Here is a 15,782-nt window from a genome sequence, read left to right on the forward strand (position 1 = left end):
GTGCCGTTGTATGCCGCGTACGGATCGAACATGGAGCCCGCCCAGATGCTGGAGCGCGCGCCGCACTCTCCGATGGCCGGCACCGGCTGGCTGGAGGGGTGGCGCCTGACCTTCGGCGGCGAGGACCTCGGCTGGGAAGGTGCCCTGGCCACGATCGTCGAGGACCCGGGTTCGCGGGTCTTCGTCGTCCTCTACGACGTGACCCCGCTGGACGAGGCCGGGCTGGACCGCTGGGAAGGCGGCGAGCTCGGGATCCACAACAAGATCCGGCTGCGCGTCCAGACCATGGACGGCTCGGTGCTGGCGTGGCTGTACGTCCTGGACGCCTACGAGGGCGGTCTGCCCTCGGCGCGGTACCTGGGGGTGCTGGCCGACGCCGCGGAGGCGGCCGGGGCACCCGCCGACTACGTCGACGACCTGCGCACCCGCCCCTGTTCGGGCATCGCGGGCTGACGCTCCCCACCCTGTGGACAACTCGGCGGCCTGAGCGCTACCACGGCGCTCCGGGCGACGCCGCGCACCCCCGGCCGGAGTTCGCGCGCGCCCGCTCGGGCCAATAGCCCGGCCCGCGGGAAATGCCTTGCGACACAAGGAAAACCGCAGGCAGACGCACTGGTCCCGACCCAGTTTGCCGCCATGATCGCGGACGCGCAAAACGGCCCTTCCCCCGATCGAGGGAAGGGCCGGTTCACGGCCTGTGGACAACTGGGGGAAGCTGTGGACAACCTCGCTCAGGCGAGGGCGGCCAAGGCGGTGTGGACCAGGGTCCGGACCCCGCAGAGCAGGGCTCGTTCGTCGAGCACGAACGTCGGGCGGTGGATGTCCGACTGGGCGGCCGGCGAGCCGGACCAGACGCCGAGGCGGGCGAATGCGCCCTGGACGTGCTCCAGGTACCAGCCGAAGTCCTCGCCGCCGGATGACTGCTCCGTCGACGCCACCGCGCCCTCGCCGAGCGCCGCTTCGACGCCCGCGCGCATCAGGGCCGTCGAGTCCGGGTCGGAGACCACCGGTGGGACTCCGCGGCGGTAGTCCAACGAAAAACCGACCCCGGTCGGGGCCAGCAGGGACTCCACCGACGACGCCACCAGCGGTTCCAGCGCCGTCCAGACCTCGTGGTCGGCCGTGCGCAGGGTGCCGCGGAGGACGCCGTCCTGCGGGACCGCGTTGGCCGCCTGGCCCGCGTGGACCGCGCCCCACACCAAGACCGTGCCCGAGCGCGGATCGACCCGGCGCGAGAGCAGCGCGGGCAGCGACGTGATCACCGTGCCCAGCGCGTGCACCAGGTCGGCCGTCAGGTGCGGCCGGGACGTGTGCCCGCCCGGTGAGGTGAGGCGCAGCTCGATCAGGTCCGCGGCCGAGGTCAGCGCGCCGACGCGCATGCCGACGGACCCGACCTCCAGCCGCGGGTCGACGTGCAGGCCGTAGATCCGCTCGACGCCGTCGAGCGCGCCCGCCGCGATCATGTCCAGCGCGCCGCCGGGCATGACCTCCTCGGCGGGCTGGAAGATCAACCGCACGCGACCCGGCAGCTCGGGCGCGCCGGCCAGGGCGCGGGCCGCGCCGAGCAGGATCGCCGTGTGGGCGTCGTGGCCGCACATGTGGGCCGCGCCCTCGATCGTCGACGCGTACGGCAGCCCGGTCGCCTCGGTGAGCGGCAGCGCGTCCATGTCCGCACGCAGCGCGACGCACTTCTCGCCGCTGCCGATGTCGCACACCACGCCGGTGCCGCCGGGCAGCACCCACGGCTTGAGGCCGACGGCGCGCAGCAGCGTGACGACCAGTTCGGTGGTCGCGAACTCGTGCCGCGACAGCTCCGGGTGGGCGTGGATGTGCCGCCGCCAGGCGAGCACGTCGGTCGCGTTGGCGCGGAGCCAGTCGTCGAGCCAGAACGGGCCGCGGCCCGCACCAAGGTCCTCCACGGGAGCCATGCTTACGCCGGCGTCGGAAATGAGCGCCTCCGGCCCCTCCATCGGGGTGATGATGCGCCCTTGGGGGTCACCTGGAACGTCCGGTCGTGAGTCGAGCACCGTCACGCCGCACCTCCTCCCGCAACACGGGCAACCCGCGCAGCGGCTGGGGTCACGCGTCGTGCCGATCGATCTGTCCTACGCATTTGCAGATGATCGTGCACCATGCAGGCGGCAAGCCGCGCCTCGAAAACGGCCGTCCTAGATGGCCGGTACCGGATCTGCGTTGAACGGCGTGCAGTAGTTCGGCAAAGCCGAAAACCTCAGGACCCCTTGGCCTTCTTCGAACGGATCCGCCGTCCCCAGATCACGATGCCGAGCAGAACCACCGCGATCAGGCCCGCGATCAGCTTGTTCTTCGTCTTTTCGCTGTTCGCCTTGTCGGTCTGGGCCGGGTCGAGCACCGGGCCAGGGTTGGGCGTCGACTGCGCCACCACCGGCGCCGCCCCGTGTGCCACGGTCACCGCGACGGCGGCCGGGCGCACCGGCTCGGCCAGTGCCGGCGACGCGGTGAACAGCACCGCGCCCAGCAGCCCGACCAGGACCAGACCCCGCAGTTTCGCCATGTCATCCCTTCGCCACCGGGCATTCTGCCCGCGGACCGCCGCCGACGTCAGCCCCCACGCGGTGGACTGAACGCGTCGAGGATCCGCTGAGCACCGAGGGTAGCCGTCAGCTCACCGTCCCGCACCGCCCGTTCGACGTCGGGAACGACCGTTCGCACGTCCGGATGCGCCGCCAGGCGACTCAGCAGCTGCTCGCGCACCATCGCCCAGGTCCAGTCGACCTGCTGCTGACGGCGGCGGGCGTCCAGCTCGCCGGACGCCGAAAGCGTCTCGCGGTGCTGCTCGATCGCGCCCCAGACCTCGTCCAGGCGCAGGTTGTGCAGGCCGCTGCAGGTCAGCACGGGTGGCGTCCACGACGCCTCGGGACCGTAGATCATCCGCAGCGCGCCCGAAAGCTCACGAGCCGCCCGGCGGGCGTCCCGCTCGTGGTCGCCGTCGGCCTTGTTGACGGCGATGACGTCGGCCAGCTCCAGCACGCCCTTCTTGATGCCCTGGAGCTGGTCGCCGGTGCGGGCCAGGGTCAGGAAGAGGAAGCAGTCGACCATGTTGGCGACGGTCACCTCGGACTGCCCGACGCCGACCGTCTCGACCAGCACGGTGTCGTAGCCCGCGGCTTCCATCAGCACGATCGTCTCGCGGGTGGCCCGCGCGACCCCGCCCAAGGTCCCCGACGTCGGCGACGGGCGGATGAACGCCCGTTCGTCGACCGCCAGGCGCGCCATCCGGGTCTTGTCGCCGAGGATCGACCCGCCGGTGCGGGTCGACGACGGGTCGACGGCCAGCACGGCCACCTTGTGCCCGGCGGCGGTCAGGTCGGTGCCGAGCTGGTCGATGAATGTCGACTTGCCGACACCGGGGACGCCGGTGATGCCGACGCGCCGGGCGCCGCCCGACGACGGCAGCAGCTCGACCAGCAGCTCCTGCGCCTGCGCCCGGTGGTCCTCCCGCTGCGACTCGACCAGCGTGATCGCCTTCGACAGCGTCCCGCGGTCCCCCGCCAGGACGCCCTTGGCGTAGGCGGTGACGTCGATCTTGCGCGGCAAGGGTCAGGACTCCTGCGCCGACAGCTGGCCGAGCAGGTCGATGGCCGCGTCCGCGAGCACCGTGCCGGGGCCGAAGATCGCCGCCGCCCCCGCTTCGCGCAGGGCCGGGTAGTCCTGCGGCGGGATGACGCCGCCGACGACGACCATGATGTCCTCGCGGCCCAGCTCGGCGAGCTCGTGGCGCAGCGCGGGCACCAGCGAGAGGTGCCCGGCGGCCAGCGACGAGACGCCGACGACGTGCACGTCCGCCTCGATCGCCTGGCGGGCGACCTCGGCCGGGGTGGAGAACAGCGGGCCGACGTCGACGTCGAAGCCGAGGTCGGCGAAGCCGGTGGCGATCACCTTCTGGCCGCGGTCGTGGCCGTCCTGGCCCATCTTCGCGACGAGGATGCGCGGGCGGCGGCCCTCCTCCTCGGCGAACTTCTCGACGAGCTCGCGGGCCTTCTCGACGTTCTGCGACTTACCCACCTCTTCGCGGTAGACGCCCGAGATCGTCCGGATCTGCCCGGCGTGGCGGCCCCAGATCTTCTCGAGCGCGTCGGAGATCTCGCCGACCGTGGCCTTCGCGCGGGCCGCGTCGATGGCCAGCGCGAGGAGGTTGCCGCCGTTCTGCGCGCCTTCGGTGAGCCGCCGCAGGGCGTCTTCCGTCGCCGCCGAGTCCCGTTCGGAGCGCAGCCGACGCAGCTTCTCCAGCTGCTGCGCGCGCACGCCCGCGTTGTCGACCTTGAGGACGTCGATCTCTTCGTCGTCGGTGACCTGGTACTTGTTGACGCCGATCACCGGCTGGCGGCCGGAGTCGATGCGCGCCTGGGTGCGCGCGGCGGCCTCTTCGATGCGCAGCTTGGGGATGCCCGCGTCGATCGCCTTGGCCATGCCGCCGGCCTGCTCGACCTCGGTGATGTGGCCCCACGCCTTGCGCGCGAGGTCGTAGGTCAGCTTCTCGACGAACGCGCTGCCGCCCCACGGGTCGATCACGCGCGTGGTGCCGGATTCCTGCTGCAGCAGCAGCTGCGTGTTGCGGGCGATCCGCGCGGAGAAGTCCGTCGGGAGGGCCAAGGCCTCGTCGAGGGCGTTCGTGTGCAGCGACTGCGTGTGCCCCTGGGTCGCGGCCATCGCCTCGACGCAAGTGCGCACGACGTTGTTGTAGACGTCCTGCGCGGTCAGCGACCAGCCCGACGTCTGGGAGTGCGTCCGCAGCGACAGCGACTTCTGCGACTTCGGGTCGAAGCCCTTGACCAGCTTCGCCCACAGGAGACGCGCCGCGCGCAGCTTCGCGACCTCCATGAAGAAGTTCATGCCGATCGCCCAGAAGAACGACAGCCGCGGCGCGAACTTGTCGACGCTCAGCCCGGCGTCGACGCCCGAGCGGATGTACTCGACGCCGTCGGCGAGCGTGTACGCCAGCTCCAGGTCGGCGGTCGCCCCGGCCTCCTGCATGTGGTAGCCGGAGATGGAGATCGAGTTGTACTTCGGCATGTGCTGCGAAGTGAAGGAGAAGATGTCGGAGATGATCCGCATCGACGGCTGCGGCGGGTAGATGTAGGTGTTGCGGACCATGAACTCCTTGAGGATGTCGTTCTGGATGGTCCCCGCGAGCTGTTCCGGCTTCACCCCCTGCTCCTCGGCCGCGACGACGTAGAGCGCGAGCACCGGCAGCACCGCGCCGTTCATCGTCATCGACACGGACATCTTGTCGAGCGGGATCCCGTCGAACAGCTGCCGCATGTCGTAGATGGAGTCGATCGCGACGCCCGCCATGCCGACGTCACCGGAGACGCGCGGGTGGTCGGAGTCGTAACCGCGGTGGGTGGCCAGGTCGAAGGCGACCGAAAGCCCTTTCTGGCCGGCCGCGAGGTTGCGCCGGTAGAAGGCGTTGGACTCCTCGGCGGTGGAGAACCCGGCGTACTGGCGGATGGTCCACGGCTGGTTGACGTACATCGTCGGGTACGGGCCGCGCAGGAACGGCGCGATGCCGGGGTACGTGCCGAGGAAGTCCACATCGGACAGGTCGGCGGCGGTGTAGACCGGCTTGACGCCGATGCCCTCCGGCGTCTCCCAGGCGAGGGCGTCCGGGCCCTTGCCGGTGGCGCTTTCGACGGCGCGCGCCCAGGCGTCGCGGTCGCCCGGCGACGGCGTGCCGAGGTCGAGACCGGCGAAGTTCGGGATGCTCATCGCGTGACTCCCAGCTCGGCGTGCAGGCCGTTGAGGACTTCGAGGGCGTCGCACCCGGCGAAGACGTTGCCGTCGACGCCGTCGTAGGAGCCCTTGCCCGCCAGTAAGACGTGTTCGGCGCCGAGCGACGCGGCGACGTCGGCCGCCTGTTCGGCGTAGGCGTCGTCGGTGCCGCAGAGGCAGGCGATCTTCGCGCCGGACGCGCGGAACGCGCCCGGCAGGTCGCCGGTCGCGCCCGGGTTGACGGCTTCGATCCCGCCCGCCTGGAACAGGTTGGCGGCGAACCCGGCCCGCGCGGTGTGCGCGGCGACCGGGCCGAGCGTCGCGAGGAAGACCTTCGGCCGCTCGCCGTGTTCGGCCAGGTAGGCGTCGGAGGCGTCGCGCAGGGCTTCGAAGCCTTCGGCGTACCGGTGCCGCGGCAACCCGCCTTCCACAGTGGACTCCAGCGGCGCCCGGACGACCGGCTTCTCGGTCAGGTTCGGGAATTCGCTGACGCCGGTGAGCGGGTCGCGGCGGATGGCGATCCGCTTGGACCGCTTCTCCCACGTCTCGGCCAGCCGCCCGGCCAGCGCGCCGGACGCCAGCTCGGCGGCGATGCCGCCCGCGCCTTCGATGGCGGTGAACTCGGCCCAGGCCGCGTGCGCGAGGTCGTCGGTGAGCTTCTCGACGTACCAGGAGCCGCCCGCCGGGTCGACGACCCCGGCCAGCTTGGACTCCTCCAGCAGCACGGCGTGCGTGTTGCGGGCGATCCGCGCGGAGAACGCGTCGGGCTTGCCGATCGCGGCGTCGAACGGCAGCACGGTGACCGCGTCCGCGCCGCCGACTCCGGCACCGAAGCAGGCAACGGTGGTGCGCAGCATGTTCACCCACGGGTCGCGCTGGGTCAGCATCGCCGGCGACGTCACGGCGTGCTGGCGCATGGGCGAGGAGAACCCGCACACCTCGGCCACGCGCGCCCACAGGCGGCGCGCCGCGCGGAGCTTCGCGATGGTGGAGAACTGGTCGGCGGTCGCGGCGATCCGGAACTCCAGCTGCCCGGCCGCGGTTTCCGCGTCGAGCCCGGCGTCGGTCAGGGCCCGCAGGTACGCGACCCCGGCGGCCACGACGGCGCCCAGCTCCTGCGCGTCGGACCCGCCGGCTTCGTGGAACGGCAGGCCGTCGGCGACGATCGTGCGCACCTTCGGGTACTTCCCGGCGACACGCGCGGCGAGCGCGGCGGCCGGTCCGAGGTCGGCGGCCGCCCCGGACCGGGCCGCCAGCCCGAGCGGGTCGGCACCCAGCACCGCGGCGGCTTCGCTCGCCGGGATCTCACGCTCGTCGAACAGCTCGAACAGCGCGTCGGCGGCGGCTTCGTACTCCGCGCCCGCGTCCAGGACCACCTGCGCGAGGTCGAGGTAGACCTCGTTCAGCGCGTCGGCCAACGCCGCGGGCGGCACCGAAAGCCAGATCGACGTCACGCCGCCTTCGAGGTCGGCGAGGATCGCCTTGTTGACCGCGCGGGCGTCGTCCCCGGTGAACCGGGCGCGCACGTCCCAGCCGGTGCTGACCTGCCCGTCCGGGCGGGCGCCGCGCACGTACGGCGGCAGGCCGGGGAACCCGCTGTCGCCCGGCGCGTCTTCGGCCGTGTACAGCGGCTGGATCTCGATCCCGTCGTAGGTCCGCGTGACGAGCTTGCTCTCCGGGGCGCCCGTGAAGTCCTCGGGCAGCTTGCCGCTCTTGCGCAGCACACCCGCGACGAGCTCCCGCCACTGCTCGCGCGTCGCCTGCGGAAACTCGGCCGCGAGGTCGAGCTCGGAGATCGGCACTGACTCCGGACCGGCCACTTCAGTCATACCCAGTGATGGTAGAGGCACGGGCCGAGGCCGACTTGTGACTCTAGTCGCGCTAGGGGGCGGGCCGGGCAGGTTAGGGGCCAGTGCCCGGGTACGCCACAATTGGGGCGTGCCCCCTTCCAGCGAAGAGACACGAGTGGTCGCCGGCCGCTACCGGCTGCGGTCGGTGCTGGGCTCCGGGTCGATGGGCACGGTGTGGTCGGCCTACGACGAGTTCCTCCACCGGCAGGTCGCCGTCAAGGAGATGAAGGTGCCGCCGGGCATCCCGGCGTCGCAGGCGGACGAGCTGCGGGAGCGGACGCTGCGCGAGGCCCGCGCGATCGCCGTCCTCTCTCACCCGAACGTGATCATCCTGCACGACGTCGCCCGCGAGGACGACCAGCCGTTCGTGGTGATGGAGCTGCTGCCCTCGCGCAGCCTCGCGCACATCCTGCGCGACCACGGGCCGCTGACCGTCGAGCAGGCCGCCGCGGTCGGCATCGCCGTGGCGTCGGCGTTGGAGGCCGCGCACGCCGCCGGCATCACCCACCGCGACGTCAAGCCGGGCAACGTCCTCGTCGCCAGCGACGGCCGGATCAAGCTGACCGACTTCGGCATCGCCCGCAACGTCTCCGAGGCGACCATGACCCGCACCGGGATCATGCTCGGCTCGCCCGCCTACATCGCGCCGGAGGTCGCGTCCGGCGGCGCCGTCATCCCGGCCGCCGACCTGTGGGGCCTCGGCGCGACGCTGTTCGCCGCCGTCGAGGGCCACCCGCCCTACGACGCCGACGGCGACCCGCTGGAGACCGTCGGCAAGGTCGTCAACGGGAAGGTGCCCAAGCCCAAGTCCGGGCCGCTCGCCGACGTCATCACCGCGCTGATGAAGAAGGAGCCCGGCGACCGGATCACCCTGCGCGAGGTGCGGCACCGGCTCTACCCGCTGCAGACGAAGACGCCGCTCGACCTGTTCGGGCCCGAGCTGTTCCGCACGCCGGACGGCAAGAAGACGTCGGCGCAGCCGGACGCGACCGACACGCAGGTCATCAAGACCGTCCTGCCGGACAAGCCGGAGAAGAAGGCCGGGGAGTCGAGCAGCGAGCTCGCCACCGACCCGGGCCCGCTGCCGTTCCTGCGCCCGCCCACCCCGGCTCCGGCGCCCGCACCCGCGCCGGAGGCGGCGACGGTGTTCGCCCCGCCGCCGCGGCTCTCGCGGCGCGGCACGGCGGCCACCGCCGCGCTCGTCGCCATCGCGATCCTGCTCTTCCTGCTCGCCGCGGGCGGCGGGTTCGCGCTGGCCAGGACCGTCGGCGGGCAGCCGTTGCTGCCGCCGGCCGCCGAGCCGCGGACCACCCCGAACGGCCCCACCGACGTGCCGGCGCCGTCGCTGGTCCAGCAGTCGGGCGACGCGGGCTACGCGACCGGCACCGGCGGGCAGTTCGGCCTCGCCGTGCCGGAGGGCTGGCAGAAGTTCGTCGCCCCGCACAGCACGCGGCTCGGGGTGAGCACGGTCGTCCAGTACGTCTCGCCGGACGGCCGCCGGTCGCTGCGGCTCGAGCGGCTGGCCGGCTACTTCAAGCAGTTCACGGGCGAGGGCGAGTACATCACCTGGCTCAAGCAGACCTACCCCTCCGACGCCTTCCAGCTCTTCGGACCGGAACCGGCGGAGGACGGCAAGGGCACGAAGCTGACCTACCGCACGACCGAGCACGGCACGCTGCCCGACGGCGGCGACAAGGCCGTCACCCGGGTGACGTTCGTGTACCTGCTCAAGTCGGGGGCCAGCCTGTGGGTCCTGTCGGTCACCGCGCCGGTCGAGCAGGAGGACGCGACCCGCCAGGACGTCTTCGACCGCATCGCGACCACCCTGAGCGTCAGCGACTAGGCGCCCGGCCGAGCACCTCGCGGGACACGAACTCCTGGGCGAGGTGGCGCAGGCCGGTGAAGATCCGGTCGCCGAGCACGGTCGCGACCAGCCCGGCCTCGATGATCTTGTCGAACGACGTCAGCCCGGTCACCACCTCGACGTCCAGCTCGGCGACGCGCATCGCGAGCGCGAAGTACTCGTCGAGGCGGTCGGCGAGCTCCTCGTGGCCCAGCTCCTTCGCCGTCGCCAAGGCGGCGATCAGGTTGCCGGTCGTCTTGTTCTCCGCCGGGTGCCACTTCCAGCCGTGGCGGCCGGCGAAGTCCCGCAGCAGAGCCGTCGCCCACTCGGCGGCCTCGTCGGACACCTTGGGCGGCGTCCCGGCCAGCTCCTGCTGGACGACACCCATCGTCTCGTGCGGGGTCTCGTCGCCGTCGATCGCGCCGAGCACGGCGCCGACCGAGGCCAGCGGCAGCCCGCCCACCTCGGTGAGCGCCTTGATCAGCCGCAGCCGCTGGACGTGCGCCGCGGAGTACCGGGCCTGGTTGGGGCTGGTGCGCTCCCCCGGCGGGAGCAAACCTTCGCGCAGGTAGTACTTGACGGTCGCGACCGGCACCCCGGACTCGGCGCTCAGTTCGGCCATCCGCATGCGCATCCGCTCCGATCCCAGGGTCGGACTCGGGGTCAACCCTGAAGACTTCTCAGTATGGATAGCTTAGCTTCCCATAACGGAGAGTTTGACTATCCATTCTGGGAGGAACCATGACCATCCTCGCCGACGTCCGGAGCAGAACGCACGGGTGGCACCGGCCATCCGCGATCGCGGCCGCCGTGCTGGGCGCCGTCGCCGTGCTGTGCGTCGCCGCGATGCTGCTCGACCAGCGCACCCTGGCCGGGGCGCCGATCTGGGCCAAGCCGTTCAAGTTCGCCGTGTCCGGCGCGCTCTACTTCGCGACCTGGAGCTGGCTCGTCTCGCTGCTGCCGCGGTTCCGGCGCACGGCGGGGTGGCTGACGAACCTCCTGGTCGCGATCTTCGCCGCCGAATACGTCCTGCTCGTGTTCCAGGCCGCGCGCGGCCGGGCGAGCCATTTCAACATCGCGACGCCACAGGACGCGCTGATCTACAACGTCATGGGCAAGATGATCATGGGGCTGTGGGTCGCGACGCTGGTGCTGACGGTCCTGGTGATGTTCACGAAGCTCGAAGACCGCGCGAGCTTCTGGGCCGTTCGCGCCGGAGCGGTGCTCTCGCTCGTGGGCATCTCGCTGGGCATCCTGATGACGAACCCGACCGCGCAGCAGCTCGCGCAGTGGAAGACCGGCGGCACGCCGGACATGGTCGGCGCGCACACCGTCGGGATCCCCGACGGCGGACCCGGCCTGCCGGTCCTCGGCTGGAGCACGGTGGCGGGCGACCTGCGGATCCCGCACTTCGTCGGGATGCACGCCCTGCAGGCGCTGCCGCTGCTGGCCATCGGGCTGGCGGCGCTGGCCTCGCGCTTCCCGCGGCTGCGCGACGACGTCGTCCGCGCGCGGCTCGTCCTCGTCGGTGCGCTCGGGTACGCGGGGCTGACCGCGCTGGTCACGTGGCAGGCGCTGCGGGCGCAGTCGATCGTGCACCCGGACGCGGCGACGCTCGGCGTGCTCGCGCTGCTGGCCGCGGTCGTCGGGCTGGGCTCGTGGGGCGCGGTGCGGGCCCGATGACCCTCTTCGACGTGGCGTTCCCGCTGGCCGTGCCGTTCTGGGCGGCGATGATCCTCGCGCCGAAGTGGCGGTGGACACCGCGGATCATGGCGTCGCCGTGGGTGCCGCTGCTGCCGCTGGCCTGCTACTTCGCGCTCGTGCTGCCGCACTTCGGCGAGTGGGGCCGGGCGATGCTCCGGCCCGATCTCGGTGTCTTGCAAGGGATCCTGGCGACGCCGTGGGGTGCCGGGCTCGTCTGGGCGCACCTCATCGCGTTCGACCTGTTCATCGCGCGGTGGATGTACTTCGAGGCACGCTCGCGGGACATCTCGCCGTGGATCGTGAGCCCGATCCTGGTGCTGACGATCTTCCTGTCACCGTTCGGGCTGGTGGTGTTCCTGGTGGTCCGGAGCGTCCGGATACGCTCGGCGGCATGAGTGAACACGAGGCCGCGGCCGCCATCGCCAAGCGCACCGGCGTGGACGCGCACGACATCGCGGTGGTCCTGGGATCGGGCTGGCGCCCGGCGGCGGACGTCATCGGGGAGTGCGAGACGGAGATCCCGTTCGCCGAGCTCCCCGGCTTCACCACGCCCGGCGCGGTGGGCCACGGCGGCACCATCCGCTCGCTGAAGATCGGCGACAAGAACGTCCTGGTCATGCTGGGGCGCACGCACTTCTACGAGGGCAAGGGCGTCGACCAGGTGGTGCACAACGTGCGCACCGCGGCGGCGGCGGGCGTCCGGACGGTGCTGCTGACGAACGCGGCGGGCGGGCTGCGCGAAGGGTTCCACGTCGGGCAGCCGGTGCTGATCGCCGACCACCTGAACCTGACCGCGCGCTCGCCGATCGTCGGCGCGAACTTCGTCGACCTGACGGACCTGTACTCGAAGCGGCTGCGGGACATCGCCCGCGAGATCGACCCGTCGCTCGAGGAAGGCGTCTACGCGGGCCTGGTGGGGCCGCACTTCGAGACCCCGGCCGAGATCCGGATGCTGCGCACGCTGGGCGCGGACCTGGTCGGCATGTCGACGGTCCTGGAGGCGATCGCGGCCCGCGCGGCCGGCGTCGAGGTGTTCGGCCTGTCCCTGGTGACGAACCTGGCGGCGGGCATGACGGGCGAACCGCTCAACCACGAAGAAGTCCTGGAAGCGGGCCGCGCGGCGGCGACCAAGATGGGCTCCCTGCTGCGCGACCTGGTCACCCGCGCCTGACCCGAGCGCCCCAATGTGGCCTTCGGTGCGTCAGACGCAACGAAGGCCGCCTTGGGTGCGTCAGACGCAACCAAGGCCACATTGGGGCGCTTCAGGCCAGGGTCGGGAGCTGGGCCGCCACCTCGGCTGGGGACGGCATTGCCGCCACCTCCGCCGCCAAAGCGCGGGCCGCGTCGCGGACTGCAGTGTCCGTCAGCAGGTGACGGGCCTGGGTGGCGACGGCCTCGGCCGTCACCTCCGTGCCGAGCAGGCGGTCGCCCACTCCGGCCGCGCGGACCGCGTCCGCGTTGCTGAACTGGTCCGCGCCCTGCGGCAGCAGCAGCTGCGGGAGACCCGCGCCGAACGCGCCGAGCGTCGTGCCGCTGCCGCCGTGGTGGACCACCAGGTCCACGTGCGGGAGCAGCGCCGCCTGCGGGACCCACGCCTCGAGCCGGACGTTCGGCGGCACCTCGCCGAGCGTGGCCGGGTCGACCGTCGGGCCGGTGGCGACCAGGACGTCGACGTCCAAACCGGACAGTCCGGTGATCGCCGCGCCGAAGACGCCCGCGTGGCCCATCGCCGTGCCGAGGGTCAGGTAGACCAGCGGCCGCGACCGGTCCAGCACGCCCGGCGGCAGCTCGCCCGGCTCGCTCCAGCCGACCGGCCGCAGCGGCACCCGGCGCGGCGTGCGCGCCAGGAAGTCCGGGTCCTGCACCGACTCCGGGCAGATGTCGAGGTACGAGCCCGCGTCCAGGTCCTCGTCCACCGAGATGCCGAGCGACGCGCCGTGCTCGCGGATCGCCTCCCGGATCCGCGTCACCATCGGGTCGCCGGTCGAGACGCGGCCGAAGCCGTGGGACACCGCCGGGAGCCCGGCCTGCAGCGCGGCGAACACCCCGCCCCAGTTGCCGGACTCGCTCACGACGAGGTCGGGTCGGAAGCGCGCGAACACCGGCGGCAGGTCGGCGCCGAACCGCTCGGGCATGACCTCGCCGAACACCTTCGCCACGATCGGCGTCAGCACCTCCGGCGGGACCTCGCCCGGCGGGCGGCGCGGGCCGGGCGGGCCGGACTCGGCGAACGCCCGGCCGAACGCGTCGCGGATGCCGAGCCCGGCGGCCGCCGTCTCGAGCCCGGCTTTCCGCAGCTGCGGCAGGAAGTCCTCGGAAGTGGCGAAGACGACGTCGTGGCCGGCGTCGCGCGCGGCGACCGCCAGCGGGACTAGTGGGAACGCGTGACCGAAGGACCCCAGTGAGGTGAAGAGCAAGCGCACCCACCCGACCCTAGCCCGTAGGCTGGCGCGGTGACCTTGACCTCCACCCTGCGCGACGCCGCCTTCCGCTGGATCGCCGACGACCCCGACGACGGCACGCGCGCCGAGCTGCAGAACGTCCTCGCGAAGGCGATGGGCGGTGACGCGAGTGCCGCCGAGGAGCTGGCCGACCGGATGGCCGGGCCGCTCGAGTTCGGCACGGCGGGGCTGCGCGGACCGGTGCGCGCCGGGCCGAACGGGATGAACGTCGCCGTCGTCACCCGCACCACCGCCGGGGTCGCGGAGTGGCTGAAGGCCCACGGGCACGCGGGTGCGCTGGTCGTCGTCGGCCGCGACGCGCGGCATGGCTCCGAGGCCTTCGCGACCGCGGCCGCCGAGGTGCTCACCGCGGCCGGGTTCGACGTCAAGGTGTTCGGCCGGCCGCTGCCGACGCCGGTGCTCGCGTTCGCCGTCGGCAGGCTCGGCGCGGTGGCCGGGATCCAGATCACCGCGTCGCACAACCCGCCGGCGGACAACGGGTACAAGCTCTACGACGCGACCGGCGGGCAGATCGTGCCGCCGTCCGACGGCGAGATCGAACGCGCCATCCAGGCCGCGCCGCCCGCGGTCGGCGTGCCGCGTGCGGCCGGCGCCGAGGTCGTCGACCTGCTCCCCCGCTACCTCGACGAGGTCGCGACGCTGCCGCTGGGCCACGACCGCACGGTCCGCGTGGCCGCGACGGCGTTGCACGGCGTCGGCGCCGACACGCTGCGCGCGGCGTTCGAGCGGGCCGGGTTCCCCGACCTGCACCTGGTCGGCGCGCAGGCCACGCCGGACCCGGATTTCCCGACGGTGTCGTTCCCCAACCCGGAGGAGCCGGGCGCGACGGACCTGCTGCTGGCGCTCGCGTCCGAAGTGGACGCCGATCTGGCGATCGCCCTCGACCCGGACGCCGACCGGTGCGCGCTGGGCGTCCGCGAGCGGGACGGCTCGTGGCGCATGCTCCGCGGCGACGAGACGGGCGTGCTGCTCGGCTCCTACGTTCTGTCCACAGTGGACCGGACGCTGGTGCCGGACCCGCTGGTGGCCACGACGATCGTGTCGTCGTCGATGCTGGGCGAGATCGCGAAGGCCGAGGGCGCCCGCTACGCGGAGACGCTCACCGGGTTCAAGTGGCTGGTGCGCGCGGGCGAAGGGCTCGTGTTCGCCTACGAAGAGGCGCTCGGCCTGTGCGTGAACCCCGGTTTCGTGCGGGACAAGGACGGTATCGCCGCCGCGACGCTCGCCGCGGGCCTCGCCGCCCAGCTGAAGGCGGCGGGCCGCACCCCGCTTGATGTGCTCGACGAGCTGGCCCAGCGGCACGGCGTCCACCTGACCGACCAGGTTTCCCTGCGGGTCACCGACCTCGCGGTCCGCGGCCGGTTGATGACGAAGGTGCGTGAGACGCCGCCGTCGAGCCTCGGCGGGGTCGCGGTGACGCTGGAGGACCTGCTCCCGGACGCCGACGTCCTGCGCCTGACCGGCGACGGCGTGCGGGTGGTGGTCCGGCCGTCCGGCACGGAACCGAAGCTGAAGGCGTACCTGCAGGTGGTGGCGCCGGTCACGGACTCGCTGGCGGACGCGCGCGCGGCCGCGCAAGAACGGCTGGCGGCGCTGCGGTCCGCCGTCGAGGAGCTGCTCGCCTGATGCCGAAGCTGCTGGTCGTGCACCACACGCCGTCGCCGTCGACGCAGGCGTTGTTCGAGGCCGTGCTGGCGGGCGCGACGCACCCGGACATCGAAGGGGTGGAGGTGGTCCGCCGCGCGGCGCTGGCGGCCACCGTCCCCGACGTGCTCGAGGCGGACGGCTATCTGGTGGGCACGCCGGCGAACCTGGGCAGCATGAGCGGCGCGGTGAAGCACTTCTTCGACACCGTCTACTACCCGTGCCTGGACGCGACGCGGGGGCGGCCGTTCGGCTACTGGATCCACGGCAACAGCGACACGTCCGGGACCGAGCGCCAGCTGCTGGCCATCACCACGGGCCTGGGGTGGACGAAGGCGGCGGACCCGGTGATCACGACGGGCGAGCCGGACAAGCAGACCCTCGAAGCGTGCACCGAACTGGGCGGCACGCTGGCCGCGACGCTCATGGCTTGAGAAATAAAGGGGCCTGTCACCGGAAGCCCTGGGGGTCGACCTCCGGCAACAGGCCGTGGCCAAGGGTTCGCCTCGAGGGCGATCAACCTTGGCC

At 72.5% G+C, this 15,782-nt stretch carries 14 protein-coding genes; 7 read left to right on the top strand and 7 right to left on the bottom strand.

Annotated features, from left to right (window positions below):
* Entirely contained in the window at window positions 1-453 is a 453-nt protein-coding gene (locus tag QP939_RS07970; protein WP_285455944.1) for a gamma-glutamylcyclotransferase family protein, read from the top strand.
* A gap of 278 nt (window positions 454-731) precedes the next feature.
* On the opposite strand, the gene QP939_RS07975 is transcribed toward QP939_RS07970, so the two are convergent.
* The 5 genes from QP939_RS07975 to QP939_RS07995 form a co-directional block, all read right to left on the bottom strand.
* Window positions 732-2,033: an amidohydrolase gene (locus QP939_RS07975; RefSeq protein WP_285455945.1), complete on the bottom strand. Its 1,302-nt coding sequence runs from the start codon at window positions 2,031-2,033 to the stop codon at window positions 732-734.
* Between the two features lie 197 nt (window positions 2,034-2,230).
* Window positions 2,231-2,533, bottom strand: a complete 303-nt coding sequence (locus tag QP939_RS07980; protein WP_285455946.1) for a hypothetical protein — start codon at window positions 2,531-2,533, stop codon at window positions 2,231-2,233.
* A gap of 47 nt (window positions 2,534-2,580) precedes the next feature.
* Window positions 2,581-3,576, bottom strand: coding sequence for a methylmalonyl Co-A mutase-associated GTPase MeaB (gene meaB / locus QP939_RS07985; RefSeq protein ID WP_285455947.1), 996 nt, complete (start codon window positions 3,574-3,576; stop codon window positions 2,581-2,583).
* A 3-nt stretch (window positions 3,577-3,579) separates the two neighbouring features.
* Window positions 3,580-5,748, bottom strand: coding sequence for a methylmalonyl-CoA mutase (gene scpA / locus QP939_RS07990; RefSeq protein WP_285455948.1), 2,169 nt, complete (start codon window positions 5,746-5,748; stop codon window positions 3,580-3,582).
* Window positions 5,745-7,580, bottom strand: coding sequence for a methylmalonyl-CoA mutase family protein (locus QP939_RS07995; RefSeq protein WP_285455950.1), 1,836 nt, complete (start codon window positions 7,578-7,580; stop codon window positions 5,745-5,747). The genes scpA and QP939_RS07995 overlap by 4 nt, the downstream gene beginning before the upstream one ends.
* A 136-nt stretch (window positions 7,581-7,716) precedes the next feature.
* Here QP939_RS07995 and QP939_RS08000 point away from each other — a divergent pair, with 136 nt between their 5' ends.
* The gene (locus QP939_RS08000; protein WP_285459690.1) at window positions 7,717-9,444 is read left to right on the top strand and encodes a serine/threonine-protein kinase; all 1,728 of its coding nucleotides are present in this window, start codon (window positions 7,717-7,719) and stop codon (window positions 9,442-9,444) included.
* On the opposite strand, the gene QP939_RS08005 is transcribed toward QP939_RS08000, so the two are convergent.
* Entirely contained in the window at window positions 9,434-10,072 is a 639-nt protein-coding gene (locus QP939_RS08005; RefSeq protein WP_285459691.1) for a MerR family transcriptional regulator, read from the bottom strand. The two genes, QP939_RS08000 and QP939_RS08005, sit on opposite strands and share 11 nt — an antisense overlap.
* Window positions 10,073-10,185: 113 nt before the next feature.
* Here QP939_RS08005 and QP939_RS08010 point away from each other — a divergent pair, with 113 nt between their 5' ends.
* Genes QP939_RS08010 through QP939_RS08020 form a run of 3 tightly spaced genes read left to right on the top strand, consistent with a single transcriptional unit; the run spans window position 10,186 to window position 12,319 of the window.
* Complete coding sequence (locus QP939_RS08010; protein ID WP_285455951.1) at window positions 10,186-11,127, top strand: hypothetical protein; 942 nt, start codon at window positions 10,186-10,188, stop codon at window positions 11,125-11,127.
* Window positions 11,124-11,543, top strand: coding sequence for an ABA4-like family protein (locus QP939_RS08015; RefSeq protein WP_285455952.1), 420 nt, complete (start codon window positions 11,124-11,126; stop codon window positions 11,541-11,543). The genes QP939_RS08010 and QP939_RS08015 overlap by 4 nt, the downstream gene beginning before the upstream one ends.
* On the top strand, window positions 11,540-12,319 hold the full coding sequence (locus QP939_RS08020; protein ID WP_285455953.1) for a purine-nucleoside phosphorylase: 780 nt from the start codon (window positions 11,540-11,542) through the stop codon (window positions 12,317-12,319). Before QP939_RS08015 ends, QP939_RS08020 begins: the two co-directional genes overlap by 4 nt.
* 91 nt (window positions 12,320-12,410) lie before the next feature.
* Here QP939_RS08020 and QP939_RS08025 read toward each other — a convergent pair whose 3' ends face one another.
* Window positions 12,411-13,571 carry a glycosyltransferase gene (locus QP939_RS08025; protein ID WP_285455954.1) on the bottom strand — a complete coding sequence of 387 codons (1,161 nt, stop codon included), beginning with the start codon at window positions 13,569-13,571 and terminating at the stop codon, window positions 12,411-12,413.
* A gap of 30 nt (window positions 13,572-13,601) precedes the next feature.
* Between QP939_RS08025 and QP939_RS08030 the strand changes: the two genes are divergently transcribed.
* Window positions 13,602-15,236 (top strand): phospho-sugar mutase, encoded by a 1,635-nt coding sequence (locus QP939_RS08030; RefSeq protein WP_285455955.1) that lies wholly within the window; start codon window positions 13,602-13,604, stop codon window positions 15,234-15,236.
* Window positions 15,236-15,688 carry a flavodoxin family protein gene (locus QP939_RS08035; RefSeq protein WP_285455956.1) on the top strand — a complete coding sequence of 151 codons (453 nt, stop codon included), beginning with the start codon at window positions 15,236-15,238 and terminating at the stop codon, window positions 15,686-15,688. The genes QP939_RS08030 and QP939_RS08035 overlap by 1 nt, the downstream gene beginning before the upstream one ends.
* Window positions 15,689-15,782 lie beyond the last annotated feature (94 nt).

This window comes from Amycolatopsis nalaikhensis, assembly GCF_030264295.1.
GTDB classification, from domain to species: Bacteria; Actinomycetota; Actinomycetes; order Mycobacteriales; family Pseudonocardiaceae; genus Amycolatopsis; species Amycolatopsis nalaikhensis.

Excerpts from the sequence above, each read along its gene's own strand:
- QP939_RS07980 (WP_285455946.1), bottom strand. The coding sequence starts at position 2,533 with ATGGCGAAACTGCGGGGTCTGGTCCTGGTCGGGCTGCTGGGCGCGGTG.
- scpA (WP_285455948.1), bottom strand. The coding sequence starts at position 5,748 with ATGAGCATCCCGAACTTCGCCGGTCTCGACCTCGGCACGCCGTCGCCG.
- QP939_RS07995 (WP_285455950.1), bottom strand. The coding sequence starts at position 7,580 with ATGACTGAAGTGGCCGGTCCGGAGTCAGTGCCGATCTCCGAGCTCGAC.
- QP939_RS08005 (WP_285459691.1), bottom strand. The coding sequence starts at position 10,072 with ATGCGGATGGCCGAACTGAGCGCCGAGTCCGGGGTGCCGGTCGCGACC.
- QP939_RS08010 (WP_285455951.1), top strand. The coding sequence starts at position 10,186 with ATGACCATCCTCGCCGACGTCCGGAGCAGAACGCACGGGTGGCACCGG.
- QP939_RS08015 (WP_285455952.1), top strand. The coding sequence starts at position 11,124 with ATGACCCTCTTCGACGTGGCGTTCCCGCTGGCCGTGCCGTTCTGGGCG.
- QP939_RS08020 (WP_285455953.1), top strand. The coding sequence starts at position 11,540 with ATGAGTGAACACGAGGCCGCGGCCGCCATCGCCAAGCGCACCGGCGTG.
- QP939_RS08035 (WP_285455956.1), top strand. The coding sequence starts at position 15,236 with ATGCCGAAGCTGCTGGTCGTGCACCACACGCCGTCGCCGTCGACGCAG.